We start from the raw sequence: 20,573 nt of genomic DNA on the forward strand, positions 1-20,573 counted from the left end.
GGAGCGCACGAGTGCGCGCTGTCGCTTCCTGTGGGAGCGGCGTGAGCCGCGATGCGCGACAACGCGTCAACCGACGCGGCTCCAGGCCGGCGTTCTCTCGGTAGGTCGCGGCTCTCGTCGCATGCCGAAGGTCGAATCGCGGCTTACGCCGCTCCCACAGACAGCAGGAACCCAGGGACGCGAAAACCTGCTCAGGCCGGCTCGGAACCCCGATGCGGCTGGCCGTGGCGCGACTTCAGCACCGCCACCGCGTCGTCCAGCGACAGGCCGCGCGCGCGCAGCAGCACCAGCAGGTGGTAGAGCAGATCCGCGGCCTCGCCGCACAGCGCCGCATCGTCCTCGACCACGCCGGCCAGGGCGGTCTCCACGCCCTCCTCGCCCACCTTCTGGGCGATGCTGCGGCGGCCCTGTTCGAACAGGCGCGTGGTGTAGCTGCCGGCCGGGCGCTCGCGTTCGCGGCGCGCGACCAGACGGTCTAGCTCGGCCAGGAAATCGTCGGGCGCGTGCTCGAAGCAGCTGTCGCGGCCGAGGTGGCAAGTCGGCCCCTGCGGGCGGGCCTGCACCAGCAAGGTGTCGCCGTCGCAATCGGTTTCGATCGCCAGCAAGTGCAGCACGTTGCCGGAGGTCTCGCCCTTGGTCCACAGCCGTTGCCGGCTGCGGCTGTAGAAGGTGACGTGGCCGCTGGCCAGGGTCTGGGCCAGGGCTGCGCGATTCATGTAGCCCAGCATCAGCACGCGCAGGGTCGCGGCGTCCTGCACGATCGCCGGCAGCAGGCCGTCCTGCTTGTCCCAGGACAGCGCTTCGACGGAAAAATCCGCCCACGGGCGCGCGGCCGCGCCGCTGGATTCAATGGACATCGCGTACCTCGACGCCATGCGCGCGCAGCTCGCGCTTGAGCTCGGGGATGCGGATCGCGCCGGAATGGAACACGCTGGCCGCGAGTGCGGCGTCGGCATCGGCGTCGCGGAATACCTCGGTGAAATGGCCGATCTCGCCGGCGCCGCCGGATGCGACCAGCGGCACTTCGCAGCGCGCGCGCACCGCCGCCAGCTGTTCCAGGTCGTAGCCGCGCCGCACGCCGTCGCTGCCCATGCAATTGAGCACGATCTCGCCGGCGCCGCGCTCCTGCGCCTCGACCACCCAGTCCAGGGTGCGCCGCGCCAGCGCCCGGGTGCGCTCGGGATCGCCGGTGTACTGGCGCACGCGCCATTGCCCGTCCTCGTCGCGCAGGCTGTCGATGCCGACCACCACGCATTGCACGCCGAAGGCATCGGCGATCTCGCCGATCAGCGCCGGACGTTCCAGTGCGGGCGTATTGATCGAAATCTTGTCGGCGCCGGCGCTGAGCACCGCGCGCGCGTCCTCGACGCTGCGGATGCCGCCGGCCACGCAGAACGGGATGTCGATGGTGCGCGCCACCCGTTCCACCCAGTCGCGGTCCACGCTGCGGCCCTGCGGGCTGGCGGTGATGTCGTAGAACACCAGCTCGTCGGCACCCTCGTCGCGATAGCGCAAGGCCAGTTCGACGATATCGCCCATGTCGACGTGATCGCGGAAGCGCACGCCCTTGACGACGCGACCATCGCGCACGTCCAGACAGGGGACGATACGGCGGCTCAGCATCGTTGCGCCTTGTGCAGGGCTTCGCCGAGGCCGAAGCGGCCTTCGATCAGGGCCTTGCCCAGCACCGCGCCGCGGCAGCCGGCTTCGTGCGCGGCGACGATGTCGGCGATATCGCGGATGCCGCCGGACGCCTGCACCTGCATCTCCGGTGCGATCGAGCGCACGTGCCGATACAGGTCCAGGTTTGGCCCCTGCATGGTGCCGTCGCGGGACACGTCGGTGCACAGCAGATGGCGCACGCCGACGTTGGCGAAGTGCTCCAGCATCGGTTCCAGCTGGGCGCCGCTGTCCTCGGTCCAGCCGGCGACCGGCAGACGCCAGTGGCCGGTGCTGGACTGGCGCGCGTCCAGGGCGACGGTGATGCGGTCGGCGCCGTAGCGCTGCAGCCAGTCGCCGACGCGGTCGGGTTCGCGCACCGCCAGCGAGCCGACCACGACGCGGTCGGCGCCCGCGTCCAGGATGGCCTCGATGTCGGCCTCGCTGCGCACGCCGCCGCCGGTCTGCACGCGCATCCAACTCGTGGTGGTGATCGCGCGCAGCAGCGGCGCCAGGGTGTAGCCGCCGTAGCGGGCGGCGTCCAGATCGACCAGGTGCAGCCAGCGCGCGCCGGTGTCGGCGTAGCGCTTGGCCATGGTCAGGGGTTCTTCGTCGTAGGCGGTTTCCTGTTCGTAGTCGCCTTGGCGCAGGCGCACCACGCGGCCGGCGCGCACGTCGATGGCCGGGTACAGCGTGCAGTTGTTCATACCGGCACCCCGTCGAGGAAATTGCGCAGCAGACGCGCGCCCACCGCCGCCGAACGCTCGGGGTGGAATTGCGCGCCGTAGCGGTTGCCGCGCCCGACCACGGCCGAGAACGGCACGCCGTGTTCGCTCGCGGCCAGCGTGTCGGGGCCTACCGGCACCGCATAGCTGTGCACGAAGTAAGCGCGGTCGCCGTCGGCGATGCCGTCCAGCAGGGGCGACGGACGTCGCCGTTCCAATGCATTCCATCCCATGTGCGGCACGCGAACTCCCTGGCGCGGTTGCAGTTTGCCGATGCGTCCGGGCAACAGCCCCAGACACTCCACGTCGCCTTCCTCGGACGACTCGAACAGCAGCTGCATGCCCAGACAGATCCCGAGCAGCGGCTGACGCAGCGCCCGGATGGTGTCGACCAAACCGAGCTCACGCAGCCGCGCCATCGCTGGCGCCGCCGCCCCGACCCCCGGCAGGATCACGCGCTCGGCCGTACGGATCGTGGCGGGGTCGGCGCTCAGTACTGCGTACGCACCCAACCGCTCCAGTGCATAACGCACCGAGCCGATGTTCCCCCCACCCATGTCGATCAGTACGACGCCCGTCACGAAAAACCTCTTGCTCGTGCTACCGCCGACCACGCTGGGATCGGCTCAACTATCGCGATTCCGGACGCAAAGCGGACTTGCGACCGCCGCGCCGGCGCTGACTACACATTTATGAACGACGCCGAGTGCCCTTAAAGCGTGCCCTTGGTGCTGGGCAGCCCGTGGCCCTCGCGCCGGATCGCCTGGCGCAGTGCGCGCGCGACCGCTTTGAAACATGCCTCCACTTTGTGGTGGTCGTTTTCGCCCTGGACGTTCAGATTCAAGTTCAGGCCGGCCGTCTCGCACAGGGAACGGAAGAAGTGCGGCACCAGTTCGGTCGGCATGTCGCCCACGCGCTCGCGCGCGAACGCGCCCTCGAACACGAAGTAAGGCCGGCCGGAAAAATCCAGCGCCGCCGTGGCCAGGCTTTCGTCCATCGGCAGCACGAAGCCATAGCGGCCGATGCCGCGCTTGTCGCCCAGGGCCGCGCGCAGCGCCTGCCCCAGCGCCAGCGCGCTGTCCTCGATGGTGTGATGCTCGTCGATGTGCAGATCGCCCTGGCACTTGAGCTCGAGCGCGAAGCCGCCGTGCTTGCCCAACTGCTCCAGCATGTGATCGAAGAAGCCCAGGCCGGTGGACACGCTGGGATCGGCCTCGCGGTCCAGGTCCACGCCGACCTCGATGCGGGTCTCGCGGGTGTTGCGCTGGATGCGCGCGGTACGCGGCGCGTCGGCCAGCGCGTGGGCGATGCCCGCCCAATCCCATTCGCCGCCGAAGCTATCGGTGCGCAGTTGGAAGCCGCGGACGCCGAGGTTGCGCGCGAACGCGATGTCGGTGTCGCGGTCGCCGACCATGGCCGTGCGCGTCCAGTCGATGCCGCGATCCTTCAGCAGCGGCAGGGCCAGGCCGATCGCCGGCTTGCGCGTGGGCGCGTTGTCGGCCGGCAGGCTGGTGTCGATCAGGACGTCGCGGAACACGATGCCCTGGCTGGCGAACACCTGCAGCATCAGCGCGTGCGGGCCCTCGAAGTCCTCGCGCGGGAACGCCTCGCTGCCCAGGCCGTCCTGGTTGCTGATCATCACGAACTGATAGCCGGCATCGCGCAGGCGCAGCATCGCCGGAATCACGCCGTCGACGAAACGCAGCTTGGCGTAGCTGTCGATCTGGAAATCCTCGGGCTCGGCGATCAGGGTGCCGTCGCGGTCGACGAACAAAAGCGGGGTCTGGCTCATAGGGACGATTCGATGGTCGGGTTCATGCGGCGCGCTCGCCGGCGTCGGTGCGCGCGAGCGTCTCCAGCACGCGCGCGTTCTGTTCGGCGGTGCCCAGGCTGATGCGCAGGGCATCGCCCAGCTGCGGCGCGGCGCGCATATCGCGCACCACCACGCCAGCGGCGAGCAGCGCATCGAAGGCGGACTGGGCTTGTTCGAAACGCGCGAGCAGGAAGTTCGCCTGCGAGGGATAGACCTGGCGTATGCCGCGCACCGCCGGCAGCGCGGCGTACAGACGCTCGCGCTCCAGCACGCAGGCGGCGGCGTTGGCCTCGCTGAGCGCGCGCGCACCGGCGTCGAGTGCGCGCAGCGCCAACGCCACGCAGGGCTCCGCCAGCGGGTACGGCGCCTGGCAACGTTGCAGCGCCGCGATCAGGGCCGCGTCGGCGATGGTGCTGCCGATCCGCGCCGCCGCCAGCGCATGCGCCTTGGACAAGGTGCGCAGGACCACCACGTTGGGCTGGCTGGCGATCAGGCCGACCGCCGACGGCGCCTGCGCGTATTCCAGATAGGCTTCGTCCACCACCACCAGCGCGCGCTCGCTGAGGCGTTGCGCGAGCGCGGCGATCGCATCCAGCGGCAGCAGCGTGCCCGAGGGATTGCCCGGCGAGCACAGGAACACCAGTTTGGCCGCCGTCTGCTCGGCCGCGCGCGCGATCGCTTCGAAATCGCAGACGAAACCCTCGGGCGTGTCGCGCAAGCCGACCTCGACCACGCGCGTGCCGTGCAGGCGCGCGCACACCGCGTACATGCCGAAGGTCGGCGGCGTGGTCACGATGGCGTCGCCACCGGGGCGGCAGAACGCGCGTAGCAGCAGGTCGATGCCCTCGTCGCTGCCGCGTCCGGCCAGCAGTTGCTCGGGCGCGCAGCCGTACAGCGCGGCCAGGGCCGCGCGCAGGCGCGGCGGTTGCGGATCGGGATAGCGGCGCAGCGTGCCGGCGTCGTCGGCGGCGTTGGCCCAGGCCGATTCGTTGGCGTTGAGCCAGACCGAACCGCTCAAGGCCTCGCTGCGCGCGGATTTGTATCCGGCGAAATCGCGCAGGTCTTCGCGCAGCAGCGACAGCGGCGCGCTCATGCGGCCACCTGCTGCAAACGCAGCGCGACCGCGATGCGGTGCGCGTCCAGGCCTTCGGCGCGGGCCAGTTCGACCGCGCAGGGCCCGATCGCGGCGATGCCGCGCGGCTGCACCTCCTGCACCGTGATCGCGACCTGGAAACTGGCCACGTTGACGCCGCCGGCGTAGCGCGCCGCGCCGCTGGTGGGCAGCACGTGGTTGGTGCCGCTGCAGTAGTCGCCCAGCGCTTCGGGCGCCCAATCGCCGAGAAACACCGAGCCGGCCGCGAGCACGCGCGGCAGCCAGGCGCGCGCGTCGCGCAGGGCCAGGATCAGGTGCTCGGGCGCGTAGCGGTTGCTGACCTCGAGCGCGTCGGCGATCGAATCGACCCGGATCGAACGCGAGGCGCGCAGCGCGGCGCGCGCGGTCTCGGCGCGCGGCAGGACCGCCAGTTGGGCGTCGATCTCGATCTCGACCGCGTCCAGCATCGCGCTGTCGTCGCTGAGCAGGATCACCTGCGAATCCGGACCGTGCTCGGCCTGCGACAGCAGGTCGGCGGCGACGAACGCCGGATTGGCGCCGGCATCGGCGATCACCAGCACTTCCGAAGGCCCGGCCGGCAGATCGATCGCCGCCCCGCCCTCCAGCAGCGCGACCTGGCGCTTGGCCTCGGTGACGTAGGCATTGCCCGGCCCGAACAGCTTGTCGCACTTGCCGACGCTGGCGGTGCCGAAGGCCATGGCCGCGATCGCCTGCGCACCGCCAAGCTTGTAGACCCGGCTCACGCCGCAGCGGCGCGCGGCGTAGAGCACCGCGGGATCGGCGCGGCCGTCGCGGCGCGGCGGCGTGCACAGGGCGATCTGCGGACAGCCGGCCAGGCGCGCGGGCATGCACAGCATCAAGGCGGTCGACGGCAGCGGCGCCGAGCCGGCCGGCACGTATAGGCCGACGCGCTGGATCGGTCGCAGGATGCGCTCGCAGCGCACGCCGTCGCCGCTGTCCAAGGTGTAAGGCTGGGTCATGCCGGCGGCGTGGAAGGCTTCGATGCGGGCGGCGGCCTGATCGATCGCGGCGCGCAAGGGCGCGGCGACCTCGCGTTGCGCGGCGTTGAATTCCTCGGCGCCGACGGCGAACGCGTCCAGGGCCACGCCGTCGTAGCGCGCGCCCAGCGCGCGCAGCGCGGCATCGCCGTCGCGGCGCACCTGCTCCAGGATCGCCGTCACCGCCTCGGCGGTTTCGCGCCGGGTCTGTTGGGCCGGACGGCGCAGCGCGGACTCGCGCTGATTTTCGTCCAGCGCATTCCACTGCAGGCGTTGCATGATGCCCTCGCCGCTCATGCCAGCATGCCCTCCACCGGCAGCACCATCAGGCCGCGCGCGCCGGCGCGCTTGAGTTCTTCCAGACGCTGCCAGGTCACCGCGCCGTGGCACAACGCCTGCAGGGCGACGCCGTCGCCGCCGTCCAATTGCATCACCGTCGGCGCCTCGGCATCGGGCAACAGCGGCAGCAGGTCGGCGAGCAGCTGGCGCGGGGCCTGGAACAGCAGCAGCTTGCTGTGGCGGATGCGCAGGGCGCCGTCGAGGCGACGCAGCAGCAGGTCGGCCAGCTCACCGCGCACGTCGTCGAAGGGGTTGATCGGGCCGGCCAGCACCGCCTCGCTCTCGATCAAGGTGGTCACCGCCTTGAGCTGGTTCGCGGCCAGGGTGGCGCCGCTGGAGACCAGGTCGCAGATCGCCTCGGCCTGGCCCAGACGCGGCGCGATCTCGACCGAACCCGACAGCAGCACCACCTGCGCGTCCACGCCCTGCGCGGCCAGCCATTGCGACAGCAGGGCCGGGTAGCTGGTGGCGATGCGCTTGCCCGCCAGCTGCGCCGGCCCCTGCCAGTCCCAGCCTTCGGGCACGGCCAGATCCAGGCGGCAGGCGCCGAAACCCAGCGCGCGCCATTCGCGGAACGCCGCGGCGCGGCCGTTGCCGCGACGGTCGCCATCCTGCTCCAGCAGCACGTTGCGGCCGACCACGCCCAGGTCGCAGACGCCGTCGGCGATCAGGCCGGGGATGTCGTCGTCGCGCACCAGCAGCAGGTCCACCGGCAGGGTTTCGCCGTAGCAGAACAGGCGGTCGCGGCTTTCGCGCCAACTCAGGCCGCACGATGCCAGCAGCGCGCGCGCCGGCTCGGCGAGGCGGCCGGATTTCTGGATCGCGATGCGCAAGCGGTCGCGCGCGGCCGGGCTGGCGGTAGGACTCATGGGGAACATCTCGAAAGGCGGGGGATGGAGGGCGCTAAGGCCCCGGCACTACGGTTCAGCGGACGCGCGTGGGGCGTCGATGCAGGGCCGCGGCGTAGCCGCCGGCGCCGCGTTCCAGCATTCGCGCGACCCGACCGATCGTGGTCACGCTGACCCCGGTGCGGGTGTGGATTTCGCGATACGGCATGCCCTCGCTCAGCAAGGGCACGACCCGCCAGCGATCGGACATGGCTTCCAGCTCGGCCGGCGTGCACAGGTCTTCCAGGAAGGCCCGCATCTGCTCCGGATTGCGCAGCCCCAGCAGCGCGGTCGCCAGGCTGGCGATCGGGTCTTCGCTGTCGTCGATGTCTATGGCGCGGCGCTTCACGGGTGCTTCGCTCTATCGATAATGTATTAACGCGTTAATACATTAGACGATGCGCCCCAGTCCCGTCAAGTCGTCGCCTCCCGCGCCCGCGCGCCGGCCGGCATCGGCGAAAGCCGCCGTTCATCACAGTAAGAGCGACCGACCGGCGGTCGCTGGCGCCTCGCCTGTGGCCGCTCAGGCCGCAAACTAGGGCGGTGCCGGAGCGTAGACTGCCTCCGAGCCCGTGCCGCGAAGACCCAACGCCGGCCGGACCAACGGAGAGGGTGCGCATGGGGCGTGGTTGGAGAGGGCTACATATCTGGCTGCTCGCACTCGGGCTGTGCCTCGCCGGTGCATCGTGGGCCGCGTTCGCCAACACCGAGACCGCGCTGGTGCTGGACGGCACCCACGTCGGCGTGCCGCTGGAACCGCACATCGCCTACTACCACGACGTCGAAGGCCGCCAGGATCTGATCGGCGCCGAACGCGCCCTGCGCGAGGGCCTCTACGCGCCCCTGCCCAACGGCAACGCCGCCTTCGGCTTCCAGCCGGGCGCGTACTGGTTCCACGTGCGCCTGCTCAACCGCGACCGCAACGAGCCGCGCTGGCTGTTGGTGCAGCAGTACGCGCTCAGCGACCGCATCGACGTCTATACCCGCCACGCCGACGGCAAGGTCGAACACCTGGCCGGCGGCGACAGCCTGCCGTTCGCATCGCGCAGCATCCGCTACCGGCATCCGAATTTCTGGCTGAACCTGCCGGCCGACCAGCCCGCCGATCTGTACGTGCGCGTGCAGAGCCAGAGCTCGATGCAGGTGCCGCTGACCCTGTTCACGCCGACCGCGTTCACCGAGGTCTCGCGCGACGCGCAGTTCGGCATCGGCCTGTACTACGGCATCCTGCTGGCCTTGTTCATCTACAACCTGGTGCTGTGGCTGAGCCTGCGCGACGCCAGCTACTTCTGGTACCTGCTGCACATCTCCGCCTTCGGCCTGGTCCTGCTGACCCTCAACGGCCTGGGCTTCGAGTATCTGTGGCCGCGCTCGACCTGGCTGGCCGACAAATCGGTGCCGCTGTCGATCTGTCTGGCCCAGGTCGGCATGCAGCAGTTCGCGCGCACCTTCCTGGGCCTGAAGCAGCGCTGGCGCCTGGGCGACCGGGTCGGCCTGGGCATGATCGCGTTCTTCGTGCTGCTCGGCATCGCCGCGACCCGCCTGCCCTACCACGTCGCCACTCCGATCGCGTCGGCGGCGGTGTTCTTCAGCATCGCCTGGATCGCGGTCGCGACGCTGGTGGTGCTGCGCCGCGGCTACAAGCCGGCGCAGCTGTTCCTGTTGGCCTGGTCGATGTTCCTGCTCGGCACCGGCATGTTCACCGCGATCGCGTTCGGCCTGCTGCCCAAGGTGTTCATCACCGAATACGGCGTGCAGATCGGCTCGGCGCTGGAGATGCTGCTGCTGTCGGTGGCGCTGGGCTATCGCTACGCCTCGCTGCGCAACGAGAACGAACGCATCGTCCACGAGGCCAAGACCCAGCTCGAACACAAGGTCGAGCAGCGCACGGTCGAACTGCGCAGCGCGCTGGCGCAACTGGAAGACGCGCACGAACGCCTGCGCGAAAGCAGCCAGCGCGACGGCCTGACCGGCCTGCACAACCGCACCCACTTCCGCAACGTGTTCCAGGAACTGCTGGAGAAATCGCAGCAAAGCGGACGGCCGCTGTCGCTGCTGATGATCGACCTGGACCACTTCAAGCAGATCAACGACCGCTACGGCCACCTGGTCGGCGACGAATGCCTGTGCTGGGCCGCGCGCACCATGGGCCACGCCCTGCAACCGCACCGCGCCTTGCTGGCGCGCTTCGGCGGCGAGGAGTTCATCGTCGCCCTGCCCGGCCTGGACCTGCAGGCGGCCTCGCGGGTGGCCGAGGACCTGCGCCAGCACCTGCGCGAACAGCCCTGCCGCAGCGGCGAGTACGCGATCACCATCACCGCCAGCATCGGCGTGCACGCGATCGCGCGCGAGGCCGACAACGACAGCGATTGCGACAACGCGATCGACCCCGCCCTGCAGGACGCCGATCAGGCTCTGTACCAGGCCAAGGCCGACGGCCGAGACTGCGTACGCACCTCGGCCCCGGAAGAACGCCGACAAAATTAGCGCCCAGCGCGCCACGTAGGATGCGGTGAGCGCGGCGAGCCGCATCGCTCGCCATGTCGCAACACCCTGCAATGCGATGGTGCGGTTCGCCTACGGCTCACCACAGCCTACGGCCGCGTCAGGCGGACGGTGCGTACATCACGTCCGAGCGCAGCACGTACTTGCTGCCGGCCTCGACCGCGGCGCCTTCGTGCCAGGTATCGTGGGCGAACAGCAGCGCGGCGCCGGTGCGCGGCACCACACGGAAGCCGCGGAAGTCGGTATCGCCGCCGGCGAACCCGTCGTTGAGATAGACCAGCAAGGTCAGGCGGCTGCCGCGCCCGTCCTCCAGCCAGGGCCCGTCCTTGTGCATGCGGAAACGCTGGCCGGGCCCGTACTTGTAGAAGCGCAGCGCGCGCGGCAGGCCGATCGCCGCCTCGCCTTCCAGCAGCGGCAAGGCGACCTCGCCGAGGCCGCGCCACAAGCGCGACACCCAATCCGGCGACTCGAACACCACCCGTTCGTTGTTGCGCACATGCGGCATCGCCCGCGCGCCGCCCGGCGCGCGCACGTCGGCGGCGGCGAAGCCGCGCGCCTCGGCCAGCGCGATCAGGGCCGCGCATTCGTCGGCGCCGAGGAAGTCCTCGACGCTGAACACGTGTTCGGTATGCGCGATCACCCGCATGACGCAACCTCGCAGAGACGGGATACGGCGGCGCCGTATCCCGTCGTGGTTTTCACAGCACCGAACGCGCCGCCGCCAGCACGCTGCCGTCGGAGACCATGCGCAGCGCGGTGGCGACTTCGCCGTCCAGGGCGCGGTCGCGCGGCAGGAAGGCGATGCGCTCGCGGATCGCCGCGTGCGCGGCCGCGACCGCGCGGCCGGGACGGAACTCTTCGGCTGCCGCGAGCTCGCTGCGCAGGCCTTCGACCTCGGCCAGGAAACCGGCGTGATCGGCGTCGCTGGGCAGCGGACCGCCGGCGACCTTGCCGGCAAGCCCCTGCGCATCGGCGCGGTCGGCCAGATCGCGCGCGGCATTGATCATGTCGCGACGCAGGTCCAGGGCCTGGGCGGCCGTGTACAGCTCCAGCGCCAGCACCTTGCCCAGATCGTCGGCCATCGCCAGCACATGCCGGGCCTCATTGGCGCCCATCGAGACATGGTCCTCGGCATTGGCGCTGGTCGGGATCGAATACACCGAAGCGGGATGCGCGCGGCTGGCCAGGTCGTTGACGATCGCCGCGGCGGTGTACTGCACGATCATGTGACCGGACTCGGTCGAGTCCTCGTTGCCTATCAGGAACGCCGGCAGGCCGTCGTTGGTGGCTGGATCGACCAGCTTGTTGAGGCGGCGCTCGGAGATGCTCGCCAGCACCGGGATCGCGGCCTTGACGTAGCTCATCGCCAGCGCCAGCGGCATGCCGTGGAAGTGGCCGGCCGAGATCACCTGCTGCTCGACGTGCTCGGCCTGCGCGTCCGGGAACACGATGGGATTGTCGGTGAGCGAGTTGAGCTCGACCTCGAGCACGCGCGCGGCCTGGGCCAGCGCGTCGCGCACGGCGCCGTGCACCTGCGGAATGCAGCGCAGCGAATAGCTGTCCTGCGGCTGGTGCTTCTTGCCGCCGCGGAACGGCCGGAAGCGCAGGTAGAACTTCTCGCGGCCGTGACGCTGACCGAACGGTACCCAGTCCCAACCGATGTCGAAGCGCAGGGCCTGCGATTCCGGGGTGTCCCAGCTGTGCGGCTGCCAGGCGCGGAAGCGCGGCACCAGGTGGTAGGGAATGTCGGACAGGGTCGAACCCTCGAGCAGGCGGCGCAGGTGCGCGGCCACCTCGACCTGGCCCGGATGCGGGCGCAGCGCGTGCACTTCCTCGGCGAACGCGCCCAGGCGGCCGGCGAAGGCGTCGATGGTCATGGCCGCGGCGAGGTCGGCGGTGTCGGCCAGATCCTCCAGCTTCTCCAGCGCCAGCACGCCGCAGGCCAGCATCTGCGCGGTGCCGTTGTTCAGCGCCAGGCCTTCCTTGTACGACAGCGTGACCGGCTTCAGGCCGGCGCGCTCCAGCGCCTGCGCGCCGGGCATGCGCTCGCCCTCATAGAAGGCTTCGCCGCCGCCCAGCAGCACGATCGCCAGATGCGACAGCGGCGCCAGATCGCCGCTGGCGCCGACCGAACCCAGCTGCGGCACCACCGGCACGATGCCGGCGTTGAGCATCGAGGTCAGCGCCTGCAGGGTCTGCACGCGGATGCCGGAGTGGCCGCGCATCAGGGTGTTGATGCGGATGCACAGCATCGCGCGCACGATCTCCGACGCGAACGCCTCGCCCACGCAGACCGCGTGAGTGACGATCAGATTGCGTTGCAGTTCCTCGTGCAGGGTCTCGCCCGAGGCCTGCGCGCCCGGCAGTTGGTCGCGCAGGTGATGGGCGCCCAGCAGGCGATCGGCGTTGCTGCCGAAGCCGGTGGAGACGCCGTAGATCGGTTCTTCGCGACGCACCTGTTCGGCCAGGAAATCGGCCGCGCGTTGCACCGCCGGCAGTTGCGCCGCGGCCAGTTCGACCTGCGCGCCGTAAGCCACCGCCACCAGTTGCGCGCGCGTCAGCGAACGGCCATCGAGTTGAATCTTGTTCATTTGCAACCTCGCCTCGCACCCTGGCGATCATCTGAACGGCGGGCGTTCACCGCGAACGGTCTGGCCCGGCCGAGCGTACTCGGGAGTCGGTGCGTCTATGCCACATTGGGAACCGCGACGGCGGATGCGCGCCGCGGAGTGATTCGGTGCGCCGTCACGCCGGATTCCCATCCGGGTCGCGGCGCACCGTGTAGCGGAATCCGGAGGCGAACCCGCGCATCCGGCACCGCGATCCAACGGCGCGATCGGGCGGCAACGCGGTCGTACCACCCGCGGCGCCAAGGCCGTTCGCGCCTCGATTGCTCACTCGGACACGGCCTGCGGCATGACCCGCGCCTGCTCCAGCTCGATCCGCAGCGTGCGCGCCAGATCGCCGCGCGCGACTTCGAACTGATCCTCGCGGCGCAGGTCCTTGACCGTCGCGGTGCCATTGGCGATCTCGTTCTCGCCCAGCACCACCACAAAGCGGATACCCGCGCGATCGGCGTACTTGAACTGCTTGCCCAGCTTGGACGGCTCCATCACCACTTCGGTGTTGAGGCCGCCGTGGCGCAGCTCGTTGGCCACCGCCAGGCAGTGCGGCAGGTGCGCGTCCTCCATCTGGGTGACCAACACCTGCACCGTGCTTTCGGCGGTGCTGACGATGCCGGCCTTCTGCAACTGATAGAACAAGCGGGTCAGACCGATCGAGATGCCGACCCCCGGCAAGTGCGACTTGGTGTAGTTGCTGGCGAGATTTTCGTAACGCCCGCCCGAGCAGATCGAACCCAGGCCCGGGTAATCGTTGAGCGTGGTCTCGTAGACGGTACCGGTGTAGTAATCCAGGCCGCGCGCGATCGAGAAGTTCAGCGCGTAATTCTGTTCCGGCACGCCCAGCGCGCGGATCAGTTCCAGCACCTCGCGCAGTTCCGCAACGCCTTCGCGCAGGGTGTCGTTACCCTCGCCGAGCGCATCCAGACGCGCCATCGCATCGGCGTGCGAAGTCGAACGTACGCCTACGAAATCCAGGATGGTCGCAACCGCCCCGGCGCTGAGACCGAACTCCGGGCCGGTCAGGGTTTCGCGCACGTAGTCGGCGCCGCGCTTGTCGAGCTTATCGACCTCGCGCAGCACCCGCGCCTGCAGCTCGGCATCGGCCACGCCCTGGGCCTCGAAGAAGCCGCGCAGCAGCTTGCGATTGTTGAGCTGGATGGTGAACGCACCGATGTCGAGTTCGGAGAACACCGCGTAGATCGTCGCCGGCAACTCGGCGTCGTAGCGCACGCTGAGCGAATCCTTGCCCACCACGTCGATATCGCACTGGTAGAACTCGCGATAGCGGCCGGCTTGCTGGCGTTCGCCGCGATAGACCCGCTGCATTTGATAACGGCGGAACGGAAACGCCAGGTCGTGCTCGTGCTCGGCCACGTAACGCGCCAGCGGCACGGTCAGGTCGAAGCGCAGCGCCAGTTCGGGCGTGGCGCGCTCCTCGGCCTTGTTGTTCTTCGCGCGCGAACCGGTGGATTCGACGAAATACACCTCGCGTTCGGTCTCGCCGCCGCTCTTGGTCAACAGCACCTCGGTCAGCTCCATGACCGGGGTTTCCACCGGCAGGAAGCCGAAGCGCTCGAAATTGCGGCGGATCGTATCGAGCATGCGCTGGAACGCGATCTGGTCGGGCGGCAGCAGCTCCATGACGCCGGGCGGGGTGCGTGGCTTGATCAAGCGGGACTCCGGAGGAAAGACGCGCCGGCCCGGCGCGCTGCGGCGCGCGCCGGGTGGACGCAAGGCCCGTAGTTTAACGTTCCGCCCGTACGCCGCACCCTCACCCGGAACAGCGCCTGCACGGGCTCGCGCGACGGATTGCGGCCTGCCTCTTGCTCGCCTCGATCGGTGTCGCTAGAATTGTCGGCTCAGCTGTCGGGGTGTAGCTCAGTCTGGTAGAGCGCTACGTTCGGGACGTAGAGGTCGCAGGTTCGAATCCTGTCTCCCCGACCAATCTGCTGAAAGCAAAGGCTCTGAAAGCCGCAGCGATGCGGACCTTCAGGGCCTTTTTGCTATGCGCAGTGCCGTGCTGGCGGGCCGCGCGCGCTACTTCGCCGCCTCCGGCACGGCCGACGCCGCCCGCATCGCCGCCTCCAGGTCCGGATCGCGACCGCTGCAGTAGTCCTCGCGCGTCCACGCCACCGCCTGATCCGGCTGCACCGGCCGATCGGCGAAGTCGCGGCCGTCGGCGCCCCACAGGCCATGCACCGGCACGGTCAGGTTCCAACCCTGGCCGAGCGCGAAACGCTCGCCGCTGAGCAGTTCGCCGGCGCTGGCGCGGCCGATGAAGCGGGCCGGCGTGTGCAGGCGCAGAACCCAAGCGAAGCCTTCGCCGGAACTGGCGGTCTCGTGGTCGATCAGCACCAGCACCAGGCCGGCGTAGCGTCGGCCGTCCAGGGCGTCGCTATGGAATACCGCCGCGCCGCCGTGCTCGGACACGGCCTTGAACACCGCCTCGTCGGTGTAGGCGCCGACCACCTTGGGGCCGGCGCGCACCTCGTCCGCGCTGGGCGCGTGGCCCAGTTTTTGCAGATACGGGCGTGCGAACAGGCCCAGCACCGGCGTCTCGCCAGCGGGCATGAAATAGCTGGCCAAGCGCAGCGCCGAGGTGTTGCCGCCGCTGTTGCGGCGCAGGTCGACGATCAGGGCCTGAGTGTCGGCCAGTTCGCTCATGGCCTGATCGGCCAGCGTGGCGGCGCCGTCGTCGAAGCGATCCACGCGCAGATAGCCCACCGCCAGGCCGCTGCGCGGCGTGTAGCGGGTCCAGCGCCAGCCCGGATGTTCCGGCGGCCAACCCATCGCGACGCGCTCGACATTCAGGCGACGCTCGCCGCCCGCGCAATCGCGGATCGCGACCTCGGCACGGCTGCCCAGCGGCCCGGGCAGATCGTCCGGCGAACCCAGCAACTGGTCGCCTGGCCGCAAGCCGTGCCGCCATGCCGGACTCAGCGACGAGACGTCGACCGCGGTCTGCACGCCGTCCACGAGCTCGAAACGGGCGCCGATGCCGCGGCGCTGGTCGCCGCTCTTGCTCGGCGCCGACAGCGAGGTATGCGAGCTCTTGAGTTCGCCCAGCATGCGCGCCACCAGGGCCTTGAAGGCCGCGTCGTCGCGGACCTGGCGCAGCTGCGCGCGGTAACGGCGCCCGGCCTCCTGCCAGTCCACGCCGTGGAAACCGGGGTCGTAGTAGTTCTGATCGACGCGGGTCCAGACCCGCTCGAACAGCGCGGCATAGTCCGTTGCCGGCTCGGGCTTGGCGGCCCCGCACAGCAAACCGGCGACGATCGCCCAAGCCACCGCGCTGCGTTTCGCCACTGGGTGTTCCCTGCTTTAACGGAGATGGGCGACGCTAACAATGCGCTCCGCAGCGCTCAAGAGGGGCGCCCGCCGTGTGCGGCAGGACGTGGCCGGCGGGCATCGGACGGCCGCCACTTTGCCGAATCTGTCGTTCCACCCCCGGTTTGGCGCAGACCGCACCGTTACGACTCAAGCACCGGCCCACCGAGCGCCTCTTGCTTGTGCGTCCGGGTATCGTCGCCGGCGCCGGGCGCGCCAGCGGCCCGACCGTACGCGATGGAGGATCGCCAACCGCACCGACGCGGGTCCGAATGCGACGGATCGGCCGTGGCGATCATCCCTAACAGACAGGTCCGCCCATCCGCTCCGGCCAGGATCGGCACAGGCGGCTCCGCTTTGACAGGTTCTGCTCCTGTCCCCCAAACCGGCCTCGTGCCGGTTTTTTTTGGCCCGTCGATGCCTCGCCCGGCCGATCCACTGTTTCGGCCCCGGATTCGACCTCAAGCCCCGCTACGGAGGGCTCCGGCCGCTAAGTGACTGTCGTACATGAACAATCGCGTCGAGATGCATCGCGGTGGCACAGACTTTGCGTCCCAACTTCGTGACTCAGATCACACTTTCTCTGAGTCCATCCCCCTGGGGCCGCCCCGCCCCCTTCAGTCATACGGGATACGGACCATCCATGCCGTCTTTACATCGACTTACGTTGTCCCTGGCCTTGGTCTTGGCCGGTGGAACCTTACACATCACGTCAGTAGCTGCCGCTGAGGGTCAATCTGCGGCCGAGATCCCCTACGCCCAGATCGAACGACTGCGCGCCGACCGCGATTGGCTGGCAGCGCTGTCCTTGATCGAACGCCATCTCGCGGTGCACCGCGCCGACGCGGATCTGTACCGCCTGCGGGTGCTGACCCTGGCCGACATCGGCGCCCGCGACCGCGCGCGCACCCTGTACCTGGCGCGCCCGGAACTGTTCAGCGCCGAACAAGCCGCCGACCTCAACGCCGCCGGCCTGGCCCGGCGCATCGTCTGGAGCAAGGCCTACGCGGTCGACGAGGCCACCCGCCTGGAAGAGGCGCGCGCGGCCGACGCCGCCATCGACGCCTACCGTGCGCAGCTCGCCAGCGCCGGCACGCCGGAGCCGGCCAGCCTGGCCTACGACCGCCTGGTCGTGCTCAACCGGCTCGGCCGCCATCAGGAAGTCGCCGACGAATACCGTCGCCTGGAAAACAGCGGCCGCCCGGTGCCGGGCTATGCCCTGGGCGCGGTCGGCGATTCGCTGCTGACCCTGCGCCGCCCCGACGAGGCCGCGATCGCGCTGGAGCGCGCGGTGCAGGCCGACCCCGACGACCCCGACCTGCCGATCCAGCTCGGCTATGCGCATCTGGAACGCGAACGCTACGACCTGGCCCTGCCGCTGCTGCGCGGGCTGGTCGAGGCGCGCGCGCCCTGGCCGCACGCGCCCGGCGCGCGCCGCGGCTACGAGAACTGGCAACGCTACGACGCCGAGACCAACTACGCCCTGGCGCGCGCCTTCGGCGAGGACCAGCCTGGCGCCCAGGCGATGCTGGAGCCGCTGGCGGCGATCGGCCCCAACAACGCCGATCTGCAAGCGTCCTTGGGCTCCATCTATATGTTCCGCGGCTGGCCCAGCCGCGCGCTGGAGCGCTTCTCGATCGCCAGCACCCTGGACGAGCGCAATGTCGAGGCGCGCATCGGCCAGGTCGAAACCCTGTCCACGCTGCAGCGCTACGACCTGGCCCGACCGATCCACGACCAGTTGCTGGCGCGCTACCCCAACGAAGCCCACGTGCGCTCGATGGACCGCAACTGGGACATGCGCCGCGGCTGGCAGGCGCGCGTGTACGCGGCCGGCGGACGCAACCGCGACGGCGGCGGCGCTTCGCCGCTGGGCAACCGCGACCGCGAGTACGGCGTCGAAGTCGCCACGCCCTTGATCGACGATCGCTGGCGCCTGCTCGCGCGCAGCGGCCGGCGCTGGGCCGATTTCCAGGGCGACCGCAGCGTCGCCCAACGCAACGAGGTCGGCCTGGGCTACGCCTACGACCGTCTCGATGCGCAGCTCTATGTCGGCCGCGACCGCGACGGCCTGGGCGGCACCGCGATCGCCGTCGGCGCCGGCTGGCGCATCGACGATCGCTACGCCCTGCGCGCGCGCGTGAGCCGCAACGACGCCGCCGCCTCGCTGCAGGCGCGCGCGTCCGGCATCACCGGCGACTTGGTCGAGATCGGCGCCGACTACCACCCCAGCGAACGCACCGCGCTCGGCGCCAGCCTGCAGCATTGGCGCTACGACGACGGCAACCGGCGCGATCAGCTCAGCCTGGCGTTGGACCAGCGCCTGCTCAGCCGCCCGCACCTGCTGATCGACGGCCTGGCCAGCCTCGGCGCCGGCCGCGGCAGCCGCGACGACGCGCCCTACTTCAATCCTTCGCGCGACGCCTCGGCGGAATTCGGGATCCGTTTCGATCATCTGACCTGGCGGCGCTACGACCGTCATTTCCGCCAGCGCCTGACCTTGTCCTCGGGCGCCTATTGGCAACGCGACTACGGCACGGCCTGGGTGCCGTCGCTGCGTTATCAACACGAGTGGCAGTTCGCCCCGGGGCGGGTGCTGAGCTACGGCCTGAACTGGTCGCGCCCGGTCTACGACGGCCAGCGCGAACAGCGCCTGGGCTTCGACGCCGAATTCCGCTGGGGAGAATGAGATGAACCGTCCACACCGCCCCTCGCGGCTGATCCTGATCGTGCTGGCGCTGTACGCGCTGGTGTTCTGCATGCTGCTGCCCGCCGCCGCGCGCGCCGCCGAGCCGCTGCTGGTGCTGAGCTACCACGACGTGCGCGACGACGTCGCGCGCAAGGGCGACGGCGATGCCTACGCCGTCAGCACCCAGAACTTCGCCGCCCACCTGGACTGGCTGTCCGGGCACGGCTATCACCCGGTCTCGCTGGCGCAAGTGATCGCGGCCAACAACGGCGGCGCGGCGCTGCCGTCCAAGCCGGTGCTGATCACTTTCGACGACGGCCTGCGCAGTCTGTACACGCGCGCCTTCCCGCTGCTGCGCGCCTACAACTACCCGGCCCTGGCCGCGGTGGTCACGCATTGGGTCGAGCTGCCGGCCGGCGAAACCGTCGACTACGGCCCGCGTCCGTTCACCGGCGACGACTTCGTGACCTGGGCGCAGTTGCGCGAGATGCAGGACAGCGGCCTGATCGAGGTCGCCAGCCACAGCGACGACCTGCACCACGGCATCGTCTCCAATCCGCAGGGCAACTCGACCCCGGCCGCGGTCACCCGTCGCTACGATCCGGCCAGCGCGCGCTACGAAAGCGAGGCCGAATACCTCGCGCGCGTGCGCGCCGACCTGGAGCGCAGCAAACAACGCCTGCAGCGCGAACTCGGGCGCGCCCCGCGCGCGGTGGTGTGGCCGTACGCGGCCTACAGCAGCGTCACCAACGACATCGCCGAGCAGCTCGGCATGTCGGTCTCGTTCGACCTGGAAGGCCGCAGCACGCCGATGCCGTCGGACCTGCACGGCCTGGCGCGTCTGTTGGTGATGAACAACCCCAACGTCGGCGACCTCGCCTATCAGCTGCGCCACGACGACGAGCGCACCGGCGTGCGCGCGTTGCAAGTGGATCTGGATTCGGTCTACGACGCCGACCCGGCCCAGACCGAGCGTAACCTCGACGCCCTGATCGAACGGGTCAAGCAGATCGCGCCCAGCCATGTGTTCCTGCAGGCCTTCGCCGATCCGGACGGCAACGGTTCGGCCGATGCGTTGTACTTCCCCAATCGCGCCCTGCCGATGCGCGCGGACCTGTTCAACCGCGTCGCCTGGCAGCTCAAGTCGCGCGCGGGCGTGGTGGTTTACGCCTGGCTGCCGGTGCTGGGCTACGAGCTGCCCGATCCCGCCCGGCGCGCCGCACTGGCGATCCCGGGCGCGCGCGCCGACGAGGTGTATCGCCTCGACTACACCCAACCGGAGGTGCGCCGCCTGGTCGCCGGCATCTACGCCGACCTCGCCGCCGGCTCCTACCTGGAAGGCCTGCTGTTCCACGACGACGCCTACCTGCGCGACACCGAGCTCAAGGGCAGCGCCGCGGTGGAATCGCAGGCGCGTACCCAGGAACTGATCGACTTCACTCTGGAACTCAAGCGCGCCGCCGAACGCTGGCGGCCCAAGCTCAAGACCGTGCGCAACCTCTACGCGCGCCCGGTGCTGGAACCGCAGAGCGAGGCTTGGTTCGCACAGCGCCTGGACACCTTCAACCGCGCCTACGACTACACCGCGCTGATGGCGATGCCTTGGATGGAAGGCAGCCGCCAACCCGAGCGCTGGCTGGACCGCCTGGTCGCGGCCGCGCGCGCGCACGATCCGCAGCTCACCCAGACCCTGTTCGAACTGCAGACGGTGGACTGGCGCAGTCGCCGGCCGATTCCGGCCGAGCGCTTGAAGGCGCAGGTGCGGCGTCTGCTCGCCCAGGGCGTGCGTCATCTGGGCTGGTATCCGGACGACTTCGTCGCCGATCTGCCGAGCACCGCCGATGCGCGCGAGGCGCTGTCGGCGCGTTCGTTCCCGTACCTGGAAAAGTGAGG

At 70.0% G+C, this 20,573-nt stretch carries 16 protein-coding genes and 1 tRNA gene; 4 read left to right on the forward strand and 13 right to left on the reverse strand.

Features of this window, described 5'->3' with window-relative positions:
* Positions 1-191: 191 nt before the first annotated feature.
* From hisIE to ASE43_RS16150, 9 genes are all read right to left on the reverse strand, one after another.
* Positions 192-857, reverse strand: a complete 666-nt coding sequence (gene hisIE, locus ASE43_RS16110) for a bifunctional phosphoribosyl-AMP cyclohydrolase/phosphoribosyl-ATP diphosphatase HisIE (RefSeq protein WP_057161204.1) — start codon at positions 855-857, stop codon at positions 192-194.
* Positions 847-1,623, reverse strand: coding sequence for an imidazole glycerol phosphate synthase subunit HisF (gene hisF / locus ASE43_RS16115; protein WP_057161205.1), 777 nt, complete (start codon positions 1,621-1,623; stop codon positions 847-849). Before hisF ends, hisIE begins: the two co-directional genes overlap by 11 nt.
* The gene (gene hisA / locus ASE43_RS16120; protein ID WP_056173796.1) at positions 1,617-2,366 is read right to left on the reverse strand and encodes a 1-(5-phosphoribosyl)-5-[(5-phosphoribosylamino)methylideneamino]imidazole-4-carboxamide isomerase; all 750 of its coding nucleotides are present in this window, start codon (positions 2,364-2,366) and stop codon (positions 1,617-1,619) included. Before hisA ends, hisF begins: the two co-directional genes overlap by 7 nt.
* On the reverse strand, positions 2,363-2,965 hold the full coding sequence (gene hisH / locus ASE43_RS16125) for an imidazole glycerol phosphate synthase subunit HisH (RefSeq protein ID WP_056176464.1): 603 nt from the start codon (positions 2,963-2,965) through the stop codon (positions 2,363-2,365). The genes hisA and hisH overlap by 4 nt, the downstream gene beginning before the upstream one ends.
* A 131-nt stretch (positions 2,966-3,096) precedes the next feature.
* A complete protein-coding gene (gene hisB, locus ASE43_RS16130; protein WP_056173793.1) occupies positions 3,097-4,176 on the reverse strand; it encodes a bifunctional histidinol-phosphatase/imidazoleglycerol-phosphate dehydratase HisB in 1,080 nt (359 codons plus the stop codon).
* 22 nt (positions 4,177-4,198) lie between these two features.
* Positions 4,199-5,290 carry a histidinol-phosphate transaminase gene (gene hisC / locus ASE43_RS16135; protein ID WP_057161206.1) on the reverse strand — a complete coding sequence of 364 codons (1,092 nt, stop codon included), beginning with the start codon at positions 5,288-5,290 and terminating at the stop codon, positions 4,199-4,201.
* Complete coding sequence (gene hisD, locus ASE43_RS16140; RefSeq protein ID WP_057161499.1) at positions 5,287-6,588, reverse strand: histidinol dehydrogenase; 1,302 nt, start codon at positions 6,586-6,588, stop codon at positions 5,287-5,289. Before hisD ends, hisC begins: the two co-directional genes overlap by 4 nt.
* Before the next feature lie 14 nt (positions 6,589-6,602).
* A complete protein-coding gene (gene hisG / locus ASE43_RS16145; RefSeq protein ID WP_056173787.1) occupies positions 6,603-7,517 on the reverse strand; it encodes an ATP phosphoribosyltransferase in 915 nt (304 codons plus the stop codon).
* A gap of 55 nt (positions 7,518-7,572) precedes the next feature.
* Positions 7,573-7,863: a YerC/YecD family TrpR-related protein gene (locus ASE43_RS16150; protein ID WP_235567173.1), complete on the reverse strand. Its 291-nt coding sequence runs from the start codon at positions 7,861-7,863 to the stop codon at positions 7,573-7,575.
* Between the two features lie 290 nt (positions 7,864-8,153).
* On the opposite strand from ASE43_RS16150, the gene ASE43_RS16155 reads away from it, so the two are divergent.
* Positions 8,154-10,022, forward strand: a complete 1,869-nt coding sequence (locus ASE43_RS16155) for a diguanylate cyclase (RefSeq protein WP_056173781.1) — start codon at positions 8,154-8,156, stop codon at positions 10,020-10,022.
* Positions 10,023-10,140: 118 nt separating this feature from the next.
* On the opposite strand, the gene ASE43_RS16160 is transcribed toward ASE43_RS16155, so the two are convergent.
* From ASE43_RS16160 to hisS, 3 genes are all read right to left on the reverse strand, one after another.
* The gene (locus tag ASE43_RS16160; protein ID WP_200956278.1) at positions 10,141-10,686 is read right to left on the reverse strand and encodes a 2OG-Fe(II) oxygenase; all 546 of its coding nucleotides are present in this window, start codon (positions 10,684-10,686) and stop codon (positions 10,141-10,143) included.
* 52 nt (positions 10,687-10,738) lie between these two features.
* Positions 10,739-12,631, reverse strand: coding sequence for an aromatic amino acid ammonia-lyase (locus tag ASE43_RS16165; RefSeq protein ID WP_057161208.1), 1,893 nt, complete (start codon positions 12,629-12,631; stop codon positions 10,739-10,741).
* Between the two features lie 303 nt (positions 12,632-12,934).
* Entirely contained in the window at positions 12,935-14,335 is a 1,401-nt protein-coding gene (hisS, locus tag ASE43_RS16170; RefSeq protein ID WP_082607327.1) for a histidine--tRNA ligase, read from the reverse strand.
* Between the two features lie 196 nt (positions 14,336-14,531).
* Here hisS and ASE43_RS16175 point away from each other — a divergent pair.
* Positions 14,532-14,608: transfer RNA gene (locus ASE43_RS16175), tRNA-Pro, on the forward strand.
* Positions 14,609-14,701: 93 nt separating this feature from the next.
* On the opposite strand, the gene ASE43_RS16180 is transcribed toward ASE43_RS16175, so the two are convergent.
* Positions 14,702-15,970, reverse strand: a complete 1,269-nt coding sequence (locus ASE43_RS16180) for a S41 family peptidase (protein WP_057161210.1) — start codon at positions 15,968-15,970, stop codon at positions 14,702-14,704.
* 664 nt (positions 15,971-16,634) lie between these two features.
* On the opposite strand from ASE43_RS16180, the gene pgaA reads away from it, so the two are divergent.
* On the forward strand, positions 16,635-18,680 hold the full coding sequence (gene pgaA / locus ASE43_RS16185; protein ID WP_082607328.1) for a poly-beta-1,6 N-acetyl-D-glucosamine export porin PgaA: 2,046 nt from the start codon (positions 16,635-16,637) through the stop codon (positions 18,678-18,680).
* A 70-nt stretch (positions 18,681-18,750) separates the two neighbouring features.
* Complete coding sequence (gene pgaB, locus ASE43_RS16190) at positions 18,751-20,571, forward strand: poly-beta-1,6-N-acetyl-D-glucosamine N-deacetylase PgaB (protein ID WP_235567172.1); 1,821 nt, start codon at positions 18,751-18,753, stop codon at positions 20,569-20,571.
* The last annotated feature ends 2 nt before the right edge of the window (positions 20,572-20,573 follow it).

This window comes from Lysobacter sp. Root983 (genome assembly GCF_001429345.1).
Classification (GTDB): domain Bacteria; phylum Pseudomonadota; class Gammaproteobacteria; order Xanthomonadales; family Xanthomonadaceae; genus Lysobacter.